This window comes from Candidatus Rickettsia colombianensi, from assembly GCF_003664375.1.
Classification (GTDB): domain Bacteria; phylum Pseudomonadota; class Alphaproteobacteria; order Rickettsiales; family Rickettsiaceae; genus Rickettsia; species Rickettsia tamurae.
Genome location: NZ_RAQN01000012.1, coordinates 17,004 through 33,632 on the forward strand (window position 1 = coordinate 17,004; position 16,629 = coordinate 33,632).

Genomic DNA, 16,629 nt, shown 5'->3' on the forward strand with positions numbered 1-16,629 from the left:
TTAGCTACTAAACCTTTAATTTTACCTTTAGATAGCTTAGATAAGATTTCTTTATTTAAAACTAAATGTTGACCTTTTTCTCTCTTGTCCCTAATATATATGTTATATTAGACATATTACATACTCCTTAATTTAGATTAATAATTTTTGTATAGAATAGTTAATAAAAATTAATAATCATGAATTATGATTTTTAACAATATTTGTTTCATTTTACAAATGTGTTATACTAAGCACAAAACAAATATTTATGGCTTATTTAGAGATATTTGCTCAGTACATCATTGATAAATTAGGGAAAGGTACAGAAGTTCAAATAATATTGCCTAATAATTTCTCATGCCTAGAATTAAAGAAGATTTTAACCGATAAATATAAAATTAAATTACCTATCATTATTCCTTTTAATTCTCTTATTTCAAAAAAAACCGATTCGGATTATGTATCTAAAATAGAAGAACTTCTTATTATATCAAAAATAATTACAGAATATAAAGACTTACCATTTAATAAAAATGAATCGTTAAAAGCTGCAGAAATTCTAAGAAAATTGTTTAATGACCTTATAATAAATAATATCGATATAAAATTAATTGAAGTCTATAACAATTCTAACTATTGGCAAAAGATTTATAAATTTCTAGAATATTGCTTTTTAAGATGGCAAGAAGAAATATCGTTTACTCAAAAACAAACTAAAGCAGTTTATAAATTAAAGCTATTACAAGAAGAAATAATAAGGATAAAGAATAGGAATAAGCAAATAATACTCGCCGGAATATTCAAGCCTAATGTTTTTTTAAAAAGATTTGAAGAAGAATTAAAGGATTACATAATTTACTATAACCCCACCTCCAAACAGATTAGCAATGGTATATCTTATTTAGAACCCGCAAATATTTATGAAGAAGCTAAACAAATAGCTTATATATGTAGCCGTAATAAAGATAAACGGATTGCAATCATTACAAATAATAATAAGCTTAAGAGAGTATATTGTAATTTTTTAGATAAATATGAAGATCTACTAGGTAATGACTTAAGGCTTACTAATATCAGCGAATTACTAACTTCCATTATTAAAATATTATGTAATAATTTTGATTTAAAACTTCTATTTTTATTACTTAAAAATCCTTTAATTAATTGTCCTATAGGACAGCTAAATTCACAAAGCTTCAGACAGGATGAATTTAAGAGTAAGTCTGCACAGCATACAATAGTACGTGAGCACAGACTTAACTCAAAAAATTCGCCTGTATCCAGCTTTGTGAATGACGCTGTGAAAAAGTTAGAGTTAATGCTCTCTAATAAAAACCGTTTTATATCCTCGCCGAAATATTTATTGCAATTACAATTTGATAACGAGGATACAAAGGAGTATTGCCGTAACTTAATAGATATTTTATTTACCAATAACCCGCATAATATACCAGATATTCTAATAGCGGCTAAAGGAATAGCTGAAAAACTTTTACCTACTATTTGGGAGGAAGAAGGAGGAGTAGAACTACTTGAATTTTTAACAAATTTAACCGCATATCTCTCTACGTCATTCCCGCAAAAGCGGGAATCCGGTAAATATATAAATTTAACGGATAAAAAGGATTTTCCTAAAATTTTCTCTTTTCTACTTTCTAATATCAAATATTACAAAAATACCGACTCTGTTAGTATAATTATCGGTTCACCGGAAGATTTAGCATTATGCGAATTCGACTTAATTATATTACCGCATTTTAATAATGAAAACTGGACACCTATCGCTAAAGCTCACCCATGGCTTAGCAAGAAAGCCTTGCAGATACTAAATATAGATTACAATGAAATCGCCCCTACTCTATATTCAGATTACTTCAATTTATTTCTACAAAATAAACAAATAGTTATACTGAATGCTAAAAAATATGATGGGAAGTTGTTAGTGCCGAGTAATTTATTTTTGAAACTGCAACTTAAACATGTCATACCGTGGCTTGACCACGGTATCCATACGATTAATAGAAGTAACAATATTTTTCTGGATCCCGCGATCAAGTCGCGGGATGACAAAGTAGCAAGCAGCACCTTTTTTCCAGCCGTCTTATCAGTAACCGACATAGAAACATTAATAAGAAACCCATACGGTTTTTATGCTAAGAAAATTCTTGGACTACGTAAAAAAGATAATATATGGGAAGAGCCTAAAGTATCAGATTTCGGTAATTTTATTCATAAAGTTTTAGAGGAATATTCTAAAAATTACGACAAACAATATATTAATTTAAATTTGCTTGATAAACAAAATGCTTTAATAAATATCGGTAATCATATTTTATATAGCACTATTTTACCAAGCTACACAAAAAAAACTTGGCAAATAAAACTCACGGCTTTCAGTAAAGCTTTTATTTTATTTGATATAGAACGCCGAAAAAACTGCAAAGAAATCTATTTTGAAACTAAAGGGGAATTACAGCTAAATATTGCAGATCAAGATATAAAAATAATCGGTATAGCTGACCGAATTGAAATAAGTAAATCAAATAATATAACTATACTGGATTATAAAACCGGTACTATCCCAACTAAAAAAGAAATAGAACTAGGACTCTCTCCACAACTTATTATAGAAAGTTTAATGTTACTAGAAAACGGATTTTATACAGCGTCGTTCAGAAAGCTTGATACAAGCGAATTTTCTGACATTCGCCTTTGCTCACGTACTTTTGTACGCTCCGCAGGCTCAGTCGTCAATTCATCTTGTCTAAAGCTTTCTGAACGACGCTGTATAAATAAAGAAATCACTATTGCTTATGTAAAAATAACCAATACCGAACCTTATGTGCAAACAACGGAAATAGCTTTAAGCATCGAGACTTTAAATAGACATAAAGCAGGATTAGTAAAATTACTTGAACATTATATTACAAATAAGTTCTTTTCTTATGATTTGAATTTATCAAAGTATAATGATTATTTGCATTTGATGAGGTAGAGTTAACTATAAAAATCGTCATTGCGAGGAAATTGCATAGCAATTGACGAAGCAATCTCAGGAGTTTGTTATTATTTCATGAGATTGCCACGCAGCCTGCTCGCAATGACGAGGTGGTATCCATGCAATAAACCTAGTCAAGCCACGGGGTAGCATAACGTTTATAGCCCCATCACTAACTTAAATCCTTTATTTTTAATAATCTTACTATTTGTATTATAAATAATCGGATCGTTAATTTTTTCATGACCGAATCTATTTGTTTTAAATACCGGTACATCTAAACTATCTGCAAAATTACGAAGCACTAACATTGTGCTTTCAGAATTTTTATTAAATGAACCAAATATTATGGCCTTAACATCCTCAAATAACCCTGCTTGCTTTAAGTGTAAAAGCTCACGATCTAATCTAAAAGCAACTATATTCACATCTTCTAAAAAAAGAATTTTGCCTTTAGTTCTTATCTGCCAATTTGTACCGATACTAGTCTGCACCATAGTTAAGTTACCGCCTGTTAGTTTGCCGTTAACAAGATCACTTGATTTTGCTATATCGTTAAGAGGCACTAAATTATCTATAGTAACCTGCTTTACTTTACCTTTTAATATTTCAGCAAACTTGGTAAAATTACCTTGATCTTTTTCCGGCTTTAAGAGATCGGCTATATTACTGCCGTGAATAGTTTTCCATCCCCATTCTTGTGATAGAAAAAGATGTAAAGCCGTTACATCGCTATACCCTATAAAGAACTTCTCTTTATTTGGTTTTGGTAGCTTTAGTAAATCGGGAATTATTCTAGCAGAGCCGTAACCTCCTCGTAAACTCCATACTACATTATCAGACTTATCAAATAATGCATCCCGCAGGCAATTAAACCTTACTTCATCGCTACTTGCAAGAAAGGATAACTTACCTTTAGCAAAACACTTAGAAGGAATTTGTAAATTTAGTCCATTAATATTTTTTAAATCCGACAAGGTTTTATTATCCACTCCTGTTGCCGGAGCAACAACAGTAATAGGGATATTTTTTAGACTATGACCAGCAGAAAAAGCTAATATTGAAAAGAATAATATTATTAGTAAAGATATATTTTTAAGAATCATGGAATTATATATTCAGTGTTATACCGTGGCCCCGCCACGGTATCCAGTTAAGCATACTAGAATTGTTAGTATTTTTTATTGTTTTTATGGACCCCGTGGTCAAGCCATGAGGTGACACAGTGGATTTTATCGATCCACACAACAATGGCTACTCGCAATGACGACTTGATATCCACACAGGCAATGCCTTACGAGAATGACATAAGAAATGAGAACAACATTAAAAAACCAGTCTAAATAAGAAGCGCCGCCAGTAAGTTCTACTTCTTTAGCTTTTATTTCTTCAATATTAGGGTCGCTATATTCTACAAACCAACTTGATAAGGTTGGTGCATTACTAAAAGAATTAATTACCTTAACAGTACTTGACTTATCGACACGACCTTCCTGTATATTATTATATACAAGCTGTAATGCTATTTCTTTTTGTAACAATGTTCACTAGTATTAGGTTCAACTCTTTTTAAAGCCATATTCACAAACTCTTTATCAGATAGGTCTTTTAGAATAGCCTTAACTTCAATTTCAGTACCATTATTAAGTTTTACTTTATTCTCCAAGTTTATTCGCCGAAGCCTCTGATATTTCATTATCTTCAGATTCATCAGTTGAATTTTCACTTATTCTAAGGTTTTCTATTTTAGTCCATAGCTGCTCAGCTGAATCACAACCACTATCAGCTAGATATTTGTTACTTTCCTCTCTAGGTGGTACAAAAGTATTATCAATAAATTCTTTAACTATCCACTTATTGTTAAATTTGTTATAAGCAGCTTTTATAAATAGTTCTAAATTATTAGAACCTAACTCTAAGAATTTTTGCTTAAGTTCTAGAGGGATATGACTTTTTGTATCTAGCCATGTTTGCATTCCTGATAATATTTCTGATACTACCTTATTAGTGTCTTGCGTCGGTACAGTAATATTATGCTTCTTAATATTAACATCAAGTGCATTTTTAGTACTAGCATCCAAGTTAGATACTAAGTTTTCTACTGGGCTGGGTTACGTTTAGCTTCTTTTAAAGTTCTTACTATTTTCTTAAATGTTTGTACTATTTCTGAATGACCGACTACCCGTAGTGCTTGTCATCCAATCCCATTTAAAATATTCAAACCCGCCGGTAGCATGATTTGGAACTTCAACATGTGTAGATTTACGGTCATATCTAATGCCGATTACATCAAGATCTTTTTTTATATTTCTTTACTTGAGTATCGGTATCATTACGCTGTTTCTTAAAGTGTTGCTCTAATTTTTTCATAATCTCCTCCTTAATTCATATTTTTAATTAGTGTCCATATCATACTTATTACTATATGTCAAAATAAAACACTAAAATTAACTTTTTGCTATATCACAAGCATGTAAATCACGCTTAAAGTACAAGCTACTATTCTTATTTAAGATTACCCGATAAATCTGAACATTTTCAAGTACTCTTTGAACGTAATCTCTTGTTTCTCGATAAGGTATAAGTTCTATCCAGTCAATAACTTTTCTTGTATCTTTTATATCCCTTGGATCACCAAACCTATCTATCCATTTTACTACATTATGACTTCCGGCATTGTAAGAAGCAATGGATAGAATATAAGAACCTTTATGATCATCTAATAATTTTTTGAAATGATGCGAACCAAGTTTAATATTATATACCGGATTTCTAGTTAAGTCTGCTACATTACATTTAACATTTATAGATCTTGCGGTATCACAAGCAGTACCTTTAATAAGTTGCATGAGACCCATAGCATTTGCATAACTTACTGCTTTATGATCAAAAACCGATTCTTGTCTAATTATTCCATAAGTTAAATGAGGTGGGATAGGCAAACCTGCTAGATTATAAGGCGTTGGAAAAGCACAATCCGGAATAAAAGCATTATTTTGGGCGGCAATTTTTGCTACCTCAACCATATGATTAGTATTATTATTTGCTTTAATAATATTCGCAATTATTTGAATTTCTGCAGGATTTTTAGTGTTTTTAATCACTGCTTTGGAATATATCATGGCTAAGTAGTTTTTATTATATTTAACCAATAACCTTATTGCTTTAATAATCTCTTTATTTTCTATAGTTTTCCTTTCTTCAGAAGTTATTACGGGAATAGGAGGTAAAACTAACTTTGTCCTATTTAATTCAATATTTGCTACCTGCCCATAAAAGGTAAAAGAATATTTGGCTGCCTGCTCGTAAAATTTTCTAGCCGTTTGCTTATCGCCTTTTGCTTCATAAGTACGACCGAGCCAATAAAATCCACGTGCCAAACTAATCGGAGTCTTAACAACTTTAATAAATTTATTAAAATGCACTAATGCTTGATCAGGCTTTTTTAAAAAACTTAAAGAAAGCCAGCCCGCAAGCCACTCCTGCTCCCTTATAGTTTCAGGACAAGTAGCAAAAGGAAGCGTTGCCATTCTATAGCTATTAGCAAAATCTTTGTAATCGATGAATTCACGAGCATAATAGGATTGAATACGACACCATTTAGCAAAATGTTTACGGTTATTTTTAGCTTTCTTAAACAAAGTAATAACTTTCTTTGTCGGCTTTTGTGTTTTTTTAGAATCTAAATAACGATATAATAAACCGGAAGTATAGTATTTTTCAGGAACACTTCTAAAAAGCTTTTCGGCATTCAGTGATTTACCTATAATAGCAATTTGTGCTTTAAAAGAATTACGATAGCCTTGATCTACATATTTTAACGATTGCTCAGCAGACCTAATATCATTTTTCCATAAATGCTCTTCTATTCGCTCTAAATGATCATTTGCAGTTAAATATTTATGCCACTTATTGTAATATGCATTTTCTTCTTCAGGAGTGAAATTGGCATATACCCAAGCCTCCTTAATAATAGGTAGTAATATTTTCTGATCTTTGATTAAACTACTTGCAGCAATTGCATAAAATTTATAACCTTTGCCGGTACGAGGCGGATGTTTATTAAACCAATCAAAAATTATTTTTTTATTCGTACTATTACTTAGATATTCTTCCGCTCTTTCTTCAAGCAGCTTATTTTGAGGCCAATCCGGATTATTGCGAAAAAACCTTATTACCTGCTCAAAACTATTATCTGAATATTTATTATCTAAATATTTCTGAGAAAGTACAATTTTTGTTAAAACTTTACTATTTACTTCTAGAGCTAAATCTTCAGCTTGCGACCAATTTTTTTGATCGATATAGGTAAAAACTTGCTTAACATTATCTACAGGATCAGAATTAGCATTTACTTTTAAAGCTAATAACAGAAATATAGCAATTAATAATTTTATTTTCATAAGTTTTATGATTTGTTGCAGTTGTCATCCCGTGGTCAAGCCACGGGATGACAACTGTCAAACACCCGTAGAACCAAAGCCACTGCTACCACGCATTGTTTCCTCAAGCGTGCTACTTTCTTCCCATAATATACGTTCGTACTTTGCGATTATCATTTGAGCAATTCGCATGCCTTTTTCTATAATGAAATCTTCTTTACCGAGATTAATAAGAATGACCTTTATTTCACCTCGATAATCTGCATCAATAGTACCGGGTGAATTAGCAACCGTAATACCGTGTTTAACGGCAAGACCCGAACGAGGTCTTATCTGTGCTTCAAACGAATCCGGTAGTGCTATAGCGATGCCTGTTGGAATTAGCTGTATTTCGCCTACTTTTATTGTTATAGGTTGTTCGTTTGCGGCTATTAAATCCATCCCCACACTATGCTCTGTAGCATATTCCGGCAGACTGCCGGAAAAATTTTCTAGTTTTTTAATTTTAACTTGTGTTATTGTCATATTATTTCATATCAAATTTATCGTTAATAATTTTATTTTCAACTGCATCAATTAAAGAATTAGCAAAATGATCTGCCAATATTTTACTTGACATACCGAGTTTCTTTTTAAGCCAAGGCTGCTTAGCACACAGATATTGAAACTTTATGTTATCGCCGAATTTTTCTTTCATTACGCTATACATATCACCTATGCCATCAATTAAACCGTAATCAAGAGCCGTTTGTCCTGCCCAAAATTCACCGTTAAATAAAATCTCGTCCTGCTGTGTTAACTTCCCTACCCTTCTTGTTTTTACATATTCTATAAAATGCTCGTAAACCTGCTTTTGCAAATCTTTAATAATTTTAAGGTCATCTTTATTAATAGGTTTAAACGGATCCAAAATTGCTTTATTCTTTCCTTCCGTATAAACTCTTCTCTCTATTCCAAGTTTATTAATCGCTTCATGAAAACCGAATCCGCTTGACACTACTCCGATACTACCTATAACTGAGCTATAAGAAGCATATATACGGTCTCCACTGCAAGCAAGCCAATACCCGCCTGAAGCCGCCATATCTTCAATAAAACTATAAATTTTTATTTTATTTTCTTTAGCAAGGTCACGAATACGTTTCGCAATAAGTTCAGATTGTACTGGAGATCCACCGGGAGAATTAATAATTAAACATAACGCTTTTAATTTCTTTATTTTAAAAGCCTTTTCTATTAGTTCATTTAATGATTCTAACGTAAGTCCCGATTGCATAGTACTTACTTTACCGATAACGCCGCTAAGGCGTAAAACGGCAATCACCTCTTTAGAATCACCAAAAACCGAAGCAACTAATTGGTCTAATTTACTTATCTGCCGTTTGGTTATTATCTGATCAAATTCTGCATTCGCCATAGTTGATTTATTCACTTCATTCATTAATTTTACTCATTTTTAATTTGTGCTGTACTTTCCTTAATTATATCCTTTTTTATCGGCGGCAAAGGCTTAGCCGGTTTATTCAGAGATTGCTCGTTATAACTATTTTTAGGTTCAGAATAATTTCCGGGAATGGCAGATAAAATAGTATCTCTAACTTTTTCGTGATACCAATTTGTATTGCCGACAAAGCTAGTTACTATTTTGCCGTTTGGGTCTATTAATATACTAGTCGGTAAACTAACAACCCCTAAGGCTTTAAATAATTCATTTCTATAATCATGATAAATCGGCAAATATCTTATTTGATAGCTTTTAAAATATTCTTTAACAACTTTTATGTCTTGATAATCTTCTGAAATCGGAATTACTGAAAAAGGTAATTTCCTAAAATCTTTTTGCAACATATCAAGGTCAGGCATTTCTTTGACACAAGGAGCACTCCAAGTAGCCCAAAACACTAACAATACAGTCTTTCCTTCAAACTGATCAAGAGAATATTGATTTTTTTCTTCATCAAAAAAAATTATATTATCAGGAACGCTTGAACCTCTTAAAAATTCTAATTTATCCTGATGCTTAGCATAAATTTTAGGAATAAAGATTGTTATAGATAATAAAAATACTATAATATATATAAGATATTTATTATAATTTCTTAAGGTCATATAATAATTTATAGTAATGAAGACATTTTATTTATTCGTATTAGCACTTACATTATGTAGTTGTGGTATAAAAAAGCCTTTAGAAGCACCGCAGAAAGAGGCAAAACGTCATTGCGAGCAGTTGTAGACTGCGTGACAATCTCGTCAAATATCCTGAGATTGCTTCGTCAAATTACTTCATAATTTTCCTCGCAATGACGTACTGTATCAATACCTCTTAAGCGTCGTACCTTGTAAAACTAAGTCAAAACAATAAGACGGCATATTTTCCTGCGGTTCGATTAATATCGGATTTACTTCACCGCATTCATTATCACACATATTTTTATCAGATAAATCTAAGCGTGTTTCGAGAGTCGTAAGGCTAGGATGCTCTATTCTTATATTTGCACTTCTTAAATAATGAGAAGATTTATAAGGTAACATACTAATGAAGTAATATTCTCCTTTATTATTAGTAGTAGCAATACCGGAACCGGTAAAGCTTGAATCGCTTTTACTTGCAAATCTTCTTTTATCAACTCTAGTTTTTAAAGGTTCGTAAGGATATTTACCTCCGCTTCCTGCTTGCCATAAATAAACTTTAGCATCTGCAACCGGCACACAATTTTGATCCAATATTTTTCCTTTAATTAATATCCTTTCACCGTAAAATTTTGATAATCTTCCTGTTTTACGTAATAAATTATTAGTAGTCTCAAAAACTTTCGGTTCATAATCATTAAATATATTTCTAGTAACTTTACAATGATTAAGCTTATTAGGGTAAGTTTTAGAAGCAGCAAATATGTTTAATGTCCATAAACATAAAAAACAAAATATAAATTTTTTCACTTTTCACCACTATATTTATAAAATTCTGCATCTAAATTTAAATCAATTATTTTTATTAATCAAATTATTTTTATTCTCATTTGATTATTAAGTAATTGATTGTTATAGTAATACGACGTAGCCAATTTTTCAAATTAAACGAGTATATATGCAAAAATTTTTATCTTTAATAATTGTAATTCTAATACTTTACAATATAGTAAAGTTAAAAATATCTCCCGACAACAATAATCCTACAACTGTAGAGCAAACGGCTTCAAATAATTCATCTACCGATGAAAACCAAACTAGTATAAATAATGAACCCCCTATTTCATTAAACGGTAATTTATTTGAACGTACGGTTTCAAAAATAGTAATAAATGCTCTTAAAACCGAAGAAGGGAAAGCATTCTTTGAAAATATTTTACAACCGTTAAATGGACCTATCAATCCTAATGATTACACTATTGAAGTACGTAAGGATTTAGTAAAAACACTGTTCAAAATTAATACGCTCGGTAGCGGTAATATCGGTCCCGCTTCTTGCGGACATGTAGTTACCGTATTTTATCAAATATCAGATATGAATAATACTTTAATATCTGAAGATACTAAGACTTTTACTTTAGGCTCTGCTCCTATAATGCTTGGCTTAGATAATGTAATAATCGGTATGATGGTAGGAGAAGCACGAGAAGCTATTATTCCAGCAAAATACACCGTTAATAATAGTAATAATATTATCTTCGATGATGCTTATAATTATAAAGTTAATGTAATTTTAAAATCCATATTACCGCAAAATTTTGTTAAAAATAATGAAGTGAAAATTTATGATGATGAGATAGCTTATCGTGTTCCTTTATTATGTGGTGAAAAAGTAAGCTTTAATGCTAAAATTACTCGATTATCAAACGGTAAAATATTATATGATTCTAAAGAAAAAGGACAACGAATAGATATGAAAATCGGCGATATTACATATCCTTTAATTTTTTCTTATGCCTTGCAAGGTAAAGTAACGGTTGGAACACGCAGTGTTATTGCTGAAGGCAAAACATTTAAAGCCTTAGGTTCTAATATAAATAAAATTATTTCTCATGAATCATTACCGATAAATGAATATCTTTTACTTGAAATTAACGATTTTAAATAAATATGAAACAAAATAAAATATCGGATATTAGCCCTATTTTGAAACTCGCTTATAGAGAGGAATTTAAAGGAACCATGGAACGCAGCACCGCAGCGTACAAAGAAGTACGTGAGGATGCAAGTACCGGATTGACGCATAAATTACCTCTAGAAGTAGAGTTTCAAAATAGGGCTAACAAAAAACAAAAAAATTATATTTTATTATCTATCCTTGTCATAATGATAATAATTGTATATCTTATAGCATTAATAAAAATTGCAGGATAAATTTTGTTAAAACTCAAATAAAACGAGTATATAAGAATCTTACTTTAAACTTTAATTAAGCTAGGAGTTTAGTATGGAAATTATTAAAAAAAACAAACATATTATTATAATAGTAGGTTTAATATTTCTAGCAACAATCATTTATATCTCTACAAATAAGAGTTCCGATAATAAAACAAATGATAATATATTAGAAGTAAAGATAGCTATAAAAGATCATAAATTTGTTCCGAATATAGTTGAAGTACCAAAATCTACTAAGATAAGGTTAATTGTTCATAATGAAGATGATACGGTAGAAGAATTTGAAAGTCATGATTTACATCGTGAAAAAATAGTTATGCCAAATGAGTCAATAAATATTATACTTGCACCTCTCAAGTCCGGAAAATATGAATTTTTTGGAGATTTTCATCAAGATACGGCTCAGGGTTTTATAATTGTTAATGATTAGATAAAAAATATGTTTAAAATTGCTTTAGTAGTGTTTCGTGAATGTTTAGAAATATCTTTATTACTTGGTGTAATACTCGCCGTAACAAAACAAATAGAAAAATCTCGTTTTTATATTATTGCCGGAGTAATGCTTGGAGTAGTATTTGCTTCAATTTTTGCATTTTTTACACGTAAATTATCTTTATCTTTTGGCGGAGTAGGCGACGAGTTATTCAATTCCGGAATTATGATACTAATAACAATTCTGATTAGCTGGACAATAATATGGATGCAAGGTTACAGTATAAAAGTAAAGCAACATATAAACGACTTATCGGTAAAAATTCATGAAGGTAATGCCAGTTATTTCATGTTGGTTTTTTTAGTTGCCACTACCATATTACGAGAAGGTGTAGAAATTATTATTTTAGTATATAGCATATCTTCAGTTGAAACAATACCAAGCAGTATTTACTTGCAAGGAGTGATAATAGGTGCTACAAGTGGTTTCTTACTTGGTTTAGTAATATATTTCGGTTTAATTAAGATTGCTAATCAAAAATATATTTTTAAAATCTCTACCGTATTATTAATGCTAATAGCAGGCGGATTTGCAGCAAGTGCTGCAGGTATTTTAACCTCTTCCGGTCTAGTTATGTTTTTATCCGATCAACTTTGGGATAGTTCATGGTTAGTAGCAGATAGAAGTATGATAGGTAAAATCTTACATATTGTTACCGGTTATATTGCAAGACCTAACGGGCTACAAGTACTTGCCTATTTTACTATTATATTACTGATAAATATTTTCATACAAATAAAATTAAGATATTCAAAAAATACCTTAATATCAGTACAAAAAAATGAATTAAATTAATTTAATCAAAAAGAACAATTAAATTAAATATGTTAAAACTTTTATCAGAAATCGGTCCGGTAATAGCATTTTTTGCGGGCTTTTTTTATGGAGGCGGTATACAAAACGCTACTCTTTATATGCTTATTACCTCTGTTATTTGTATTACCCTTTGTTATGTTATAGATAAGAAAGTATCCAAGCTTTCTATTATTTCTACGACTGTTTTATTAGTTTCGGGAAGCATTACTTTAGTTAGCGGCGATTCAACGTATATAAAAATCAAACCTACTATATTATATGTTATTTTTGGAATAATATTTCTCATGAGCGGTATAAGAAAAAATCCCTTTATCAAATATGCTTTAGAGAGTATAGTACGTCTTAAAGAAGAAAGCTGGATAACTTTAAGCTATAGAACGGCGGCTTTTTTCTTTTTTATGGCTGTAGTTAATGAAATAGTTTGGCGTAATTTCTCAGATGAAACATGGGTAAAATTCAAAGTATTCGGCGTAATACCTGTTACTTTTGTTTTTATTTTACTGCAATTACCTCTTTTATTAAAGAATAAATTACCGGATAGTAAGATATGATATATATACCTTACCATTTTTACTCGATGTCATTCCCACGTGGCACTGTTGCGTGGGAATGACATCGAGTAGGTTTTTCGATCCATGCAACAAGGCCCGGTACTATAGGGAATGACATAAACAAACAGTTAATTCTTGAACAAATACAATCTTTTTAAAAATTGTAGGGTACTATTGTTATGATATTACGAGTTCTAATTTTTATAGCTCTTTCTTTTAGTCTATCTGCTTGTTTACCTGCCATTTTTACCGCAGCAGCCACTACCAGCATTGTTGCTTCAAAAGATCAACCAATGTCTGAAACATTAAATGATTCAAGGATTTCTGCCGGTATTAAAGCTGATTTAGTAAAAAATAATTTTAGAGATTTAGGTACTAAAATAAAGGTCGAAGTATCACAAGGAAGAGTATTATTAACAGGAAATATTCAAAAAGAATCTGATGCGTTAAAAGCCGTAGAAATTGCTTGGAATCAAAAAGGCGTAAAAGAAGTTATTAATGAGTTAAAAGTAAATAAAAACAGTAATCATTTTGACTTAGCCCAATATACTAAAGATAGTATGATAACCACGCAAATTAAAGCTAAAAACTTAGTCAGAAAAGACATTAAATTTGCTAATTATACTATTCTAACTATAGATAATATTGTTTATTTATTTGGAGTTGCAAGATCAGAAGAAGAGCTAGAAAAGCTTGCTTCTATTGCATCAAAAATAAAAGGTGTTGAAAAAGTTGTGTGTTACGCTAAAATAATGAATCACTTTAACACAAATAATGATAATAGTGAAGAATCATAAATTCAAATTAGACCTCTTGCAGAACGAAGCTAATAAAGAGGAATTTGAAGGAAACACGGAACGCAGCACCGCAGCGTACACTTTAGTACGTGAGGAGGCTTTGTTACGTAGACCAGTAAAATCCACTCTGTCAAGCCACGGGATGACAGAGGTAAAATTGATCCACGCAACAATGCCACGTGAGGATGCGAGTACCGGATTGACGTACAAATTACCTTTAAGAGCAAGTTATGCAAGGGGTCTATTACTTTTGTTAATTTTTTGTTTTGGTCTAAGCGGTTGTAATACTTCAAAAAGATTACCTTATTCCAGTAAATATTCATACAAAGAATTATCAAAAGAGGATCCTCATAATCTAACTTATAAAGGACATTATAAAGTTGGAAAAAATTATAAAATAAAAGGAAAGACTTACAAACCTCACAACCCTAAATCTTTTACCGAAACAGGTTATGCCTCATGGTACGGTGGACGTAAAGACGGTTTTCATGGTAAAAAAACAGCTAACGGTGATAGATTTAATAGAAATTTATTAACTGCCGCACATAAAACTCTTCCGCTTCCTTGCTTAGTTAAAGTTACCAACAGAGCCAATAATAAATCAGTAATTTTAATGGTTAATGATAGAGGTCCTTTTAAGAAAAATCGTATAATAGATGTTTCTCAAAAGGCGGCTGAAATTTTAGCATTTAAAAATCAAGGTATAACTAAAGTAAAAATAGAATATTTACCTAATGAAACTGAGAAATTTCTAAAAAATATTAATCTAAAAAAACCACAAAGTAAAACTTTAGCTAAAAAATCTTCATCTACTAAAGTTACAAAAAACAATAAATGTAGCGTTAATTGTCATATAAAACTTGTAAATCTGAAATATAAGCTAGCCGTAAATCCTTAAAAGATGAGTGAATATTAAATCGTCATTGTGAGTAGTCGTAGGCGTTGTTGCATGGCTCGGAAAGCACGTTCAGTGTCACGTGGACAAGCCACGGTATGACACCGAACGTGCTTTCCGAGCCATGCAACAATACCCGCTCGCAGACGATGCATATCAACTACGTATATTCTTTTTCTTTATTATTTTTGATTTAGCTTTTGTAGTAGATTTATTATTAGAGGCAAGCTTGATTGAAGGTTTAGGGACTATAGGCTTAATATTAAAATGCTGATCTAGTAGCCCTATCATTTTTTGATCACGAGATGCGGCACTTTTGCCTCCTGTAACAACGGCAATCAATGATTTACCGTTCCTAGAAGCGGTAGTTACTAAATTATAACCTGCCGGTGTATGAAAACCTGTTTTCATGCCTTCTGCACCTTGATAATTTTTAGTAACTCTATTATGTCCGTTTACTATGTTTCCACGAAATACAAAACTGGTTTTAGCAAATAACGGATAATATTTTGGATAATCTCTTTTCAGGGACATAGCAAGTTTAGCCATATCTCTTGCGGTAGTTTGCTGCAATGGGTCATGCCAACCTGAAGCATTTTTAAAATAGGTATTCTTCATACCGAGCTGTTTAGCTTTAACATTCATTAAATGAACAAAAGCTTTCTCTGAACCTTTCATATTCTCAGCAACCGTTACAGCAGCATCATTAGCGGATTTTATGATTAACCCATTAATTGCCTCTCGAACGGTTATAGTTTCCCCTGCTTTTAAACCCAACTTACAAGGCGGCATTTTTGAAGCTTTTGCTGATACAAGTAATTTTTTATCTAAAGGCAATTTACCGGCTTCAATTGATTCAAACATTAAGTATAGAGTCATTAGCTTAGTTAAAGAAGCGGGATAAATCCGAATTTGTGAATTATGGGCCTGCAACACTTTACCGCTTTTTGCATCAATTACTAAACTAGTTTGAACAGGAGGTTTAGGTGTATTTTTCACAGCTTTCTTCGCTTCGCTTATGGGAGCAAAGAAAAATGTTGCAATAAAAATATAAGGTAATAAAAATTTACTAAACATTTTAAATAAATAAAATATTATTCAAATTAAATCAAGTGAAATACTGTGTCATCCCGCGACTTGATTGCGGGATCCAAATACTAATAATTAGTATTTTTAGTTATATTTCTAGATACCGTGGTCAAGCCACGGTATGACAGCTTACTTTTTTGCCTAATACAACAAATATTACTACACATTAACCCTTTTATTAAGATACATTAATATAAATAAAGCAGGCAAGGCTAAAATTATAGTAAAGATGAAAAAACCGTCCCAGCCCATCAT

The 16,629-nt window shown here is 31.2% G+C and carries 16 protein-coding genes and 1 pseudogene; 8 read left to right on the forward strand and 9 right to left on the reverse strand.

Going from position 1 to position 16,629, the window contains the following annotated elements:
* The first annotated feature begins 250 nt into the window (after window positions 1–250).
* Entirely contained in the window at window positions 251–2,977 is a 2,727-nt protein-coding gene (locus D6968_RS06690; protein ID WP_121543583.1) for a palindromic element RPE3 domain-containing protein, read from the forward strand.
* A 161-nt stretch (window positions 2,978–3,138) separates the two neighbouring features.
* On the opposite strand, the gene D6968_RS04090 is transcribed toward D6968_RS06690, so the two are convergent.
* From D6968_RS04090 to D6968_RS04130, 8 genes and pseudogenes are all read right to left on the reverse strand, one after another.
* A complete protein-coding gene (locus D6968_RS04090) occupies window positions 3,139–4,086 on the reverse strand; it encodes an LD-carboxypeptidase (RefSeq protein ID WP_121543585.1) in 948 nt (315 codons plus the stop codon).
* A 4-nt stretch (window positions 4,087–4,090) separates the two neighbouring features.
* Window positions 4,091–4,231 carry a proline/betaine transporter gene (locus tag D6968_RS04095; RefSeq protein WP_245969313.1) on the reverse strand — a complete coding sequence of 47 codons (141 nt, stop codon included), beginning with the start codon at window positions 4,229–4,231 and terminating at the stop codon, window positions 4,091–4,093.
* An 86-nt stretch (window positions 4,232–4,317) separates the two neighbouring features.
* Window positions 4,318–5,350, reverse strand: a pseudogene (locus tag D6968_RS04105) (hypothetical protein); the annotation flags it as partial.
* Window positions 5,351–5,427: 77 nt separating this feature from the next.
* The gene (locus D6968_RS04110) at window positions 5,428–7,383 is read right to left on the reverse strand and encodes a lytic transglycosylase domain-containing protein (protein WP_121543591.1); all 1,956 of its coding nucleotides are present in this window, start codon (window positions 7,381–7,383) and stop codon (window positions 5,428–5,430) included.
* A gap of 57 nt (window positions 7,384–7,440) precedes the next feature.
* The gene (dut, locus tag D6968_RS04115; protein WP_121543593.1) at window positions 7,441–7,887 is read right to left on the reverse strand and encodes a dUTP diphosphatase; all 447 of its coding nucleotides are present in this window, start codon (window positions 7,885–7,887) and stop codon (window positions 7,441–7,443) included.
* A gap of 1 nt (window position 7,888) precedes the next feature.
* Window positions 7,889–8,803 (reverse strand): S49 family peptidase, encoded by a 915-nt coding sequence (locus D6968_RS04120; RefSeq protein WP_121543595.1) that lies wholly within the window; start codon window positions 8,801–8,803, stop codon window positions 7,889–7,891.
* A gap of 5 nt (window positions 8,804–8,808) precedes the next feature.
* Complete coding sequence (locus tag D6968_RS04125; protein ID WP_121543597.1) at window positions 8,809–9,471, reverse strand: TlpA disulfide reductase family protein; 663 nt, start codon at window positions 9,469–9,471, stop codon at window positions 8,809–8,811.
* 207 nt (window positions 9,472–9,678) lie between these two features.
* The gene (locus D6968_RS04130; RefSeq protein ID WP_121543599.1) at window positions 9,679–10,305 is read right to left on the reverse strand and encodes a dioxygenase family protein; all 627 of its coding nucleotides are present in this window, start codon (window positions 10,303–10,305) and stop codon (window positions 9,679–9,681) included.
* Between the two features lie 148 nt (window positions 10,306–10,453).
* Between D6968_RS04130 and D6968_RS04135 the strand changes: the two genes are divergently transcribed.
* The 7 genes from D6968_RS04135 (at window position 10,454) to D6968_RS04165 (ending at window position 15,288) form a co-directional block, all read left to right on the forward strand.
* Window positions 10,454–11,443, forward strand: coding sequence for an FKBP-type peptidyl-prolyl cis-trans isomerase (locus tag D6968_RS04135; protein ID WP_121543601.1), 990 nt, complete (start codon window positions 10,454–10,456; stop codon window positions 11,441–11,443).
* Window positions 11,444–11,445: 2 nt separating this feature from the next.
* Window positions 11,446–11,709: a palindromic element RPE1 domain-containing protein gene (locus D6968_RS04140; protein ID WP_121543603.1), complete on the forward strand. Its 264-nt coding sequence runs from the start codon at window positions 11,446–11,448 to the stop codon at window positions 11,707–11,709.
* Between the two features lie 73 nt (window positions 11,710–11,782).
* On the forward strand, window positions 11,783–12,163 hold the full coding sequence (locus D6968_RS04145; protein WP_121543605.1) for a cupredoxin domain-containing protein: 381 nt from the start codon (window positions 11,783–11,785) through the stop codon (window positions 12,161–12,163).
* 9 nt (window positions 12,164–12,172) lie between these two features.
* Window positions 12,173–13,021, forward strand: a complete 849-nt coding sequence (locus tag D6968_RS04150; RefSeq protein ID WP_121543607.1) for an FTR1 family protein — start codon at window positions 12,173–12,175, stop codon at window positions 13,019–13,021.
* 29 nt (window positions 13,022–13,050) lie between these two features.
* Window positions 13,051–13,593, forward strand: a complete 543-nt coding sequence (locus D6968_RS04155) for a septation protein A (RefSeq protein WP_121543609.1) — start codon at window positions 13,051–13,053, stop codon at window positions 13,591–13,593.
* Between the two features lie 242 nt (window positions 13,594–13,835).
* Window positions 13,836–14,390, forward strand: a complete 555-nt coding sequence (locus D6968_RS04160) for a BON domain-containing protein (RefSeq protein WP_245969315.1) — start codon at window positions 13,836–13,838, stop codon at window positions 14,388–14,390.
* Window positions 14,368–15,288, forward strand: coding sequence for a septal ring lytic transglycosylase RlpA family protein (locus tag D6968_RS04165; RefSeq protein ID WP_121543613.1), 921 nt, complete (start codon window positions 14,368–14,370; stop codon window positions 15,286–15,288). Before D6968_RS04160 ends, D6968_RS04165 begins: the two co-directional genes overlap by 23 nt.
* A 153-nt stretch (window positions 15,289–15,441) precedes the next feature.
* On the opposite strand, the gene D6968_RS04170 is transcribed toward D6968_RS04165, so the two are convergent.
* Window positions 15,442–16,362 (reverse strand): D-alanyl-D-alanine carboxypeptidase family protein, encoded by a 921-nt coding sequence (locus D6968_RS04170; RefSeq protein ID WP_121543615.1) that lies wholly within the window; start codon window positions 16,360–16,362, stop codon window positions 15,442–15,444.
* Window positions 16,363–16,629 lie beyond the last annotated feature (267 nt).

Excerpts from the sequence above, each read along its gene's own strand:
- D6968_RS06690 (WP_121543583.1), top strand. The coding sequence starts at position 251 with ATGGCTTATTTAGAGATATTTGCTCAGTACATCATTGATAAATTAGGG.
- D6968_RS04090 (WP_121543585.1), bottom strand. The coding sequence starts at position 4,086 with ATGATTCTTAAAAATATATCTTTACTAATAATATTATTCTTTTCAATA.
- D6968_RS04110 (WP_121543591.1), bottom strand. The coding sequence starts at position 7,383 with ATGAAAATAAAATTATTAATTGCTATATTTCTGTTATTAGCTTTAAAA.
- dut (WP_121543593.1), bottom strand. The coding sequence starts at position 7,887 with ATGACAATAACACAAGTTAAAATTAAAAAACTAGAAAATTTTTCCGGC.
- D6968_RS04120 (WP_121543595.1), bottom strand. The coding sequence starts at position 8,803 with ATGAATGAAGTGAATAAATCAACTATGGCGAATGCAGAATTTGATCAG.
- D6968_RS04125 (WP_121543597.1), bottom strand. The coding sequence starts at position 9,471 with ATGACCTTAAGAAATTATAATAAATATCTTATATATATTATAGTATTT.
- D6968_RS04135 (WP_121543601.1), top strand. The coding sequence starts at position 10,454 with ATGCAAAAATTTTTATCTTTAATAATTGTAATTCTAATACTTTACAAT.
- D6968_RS04140 (WP_121543603.1), top strand. The coding sequence starts at position 11,446 with ATGAAACAAAATAAAATATCGGATATTAGCCCTATTTTGAAACTCGCT.
- D6968_RS04145 (WP_121543605.1), top strand. The coding sequence starts at position 11,783 with ATGGAAATTATTAAAAAAAACAAACATATTATTATAATAGTAGGTTTA.
- D6968_RS04150 (WP_121543607.1), top strand. The coding sequence starts at position 12,173 with ATGTTTAAAATTGCTTTAGTAGTGTTTCGTGAATGTTTAGAAATATCT.
- D6968_RS04155 (WP_121543609.1), top strand. The coding sequence starts at position 13,051 with ATGTTAAAACTTTTATCAGAAATCGGTCCGGTAATAGCATTTTTTGCG.
- D6968_RS04165 (WP_121543613.1), top strand. The coding sequence starts at position 14,368 with ATGATAATAGTGAAGAATCATAAATTCAAATTAGACCTCTTGCAGAAC.
- D6968_RS04170 (WP_121543615.1), bottom strand. The coding sequence starts at position 16,362 with ATGTTTAGTAAATTTTTATTACCTTATATTTTTATTGCAACATTTTTC.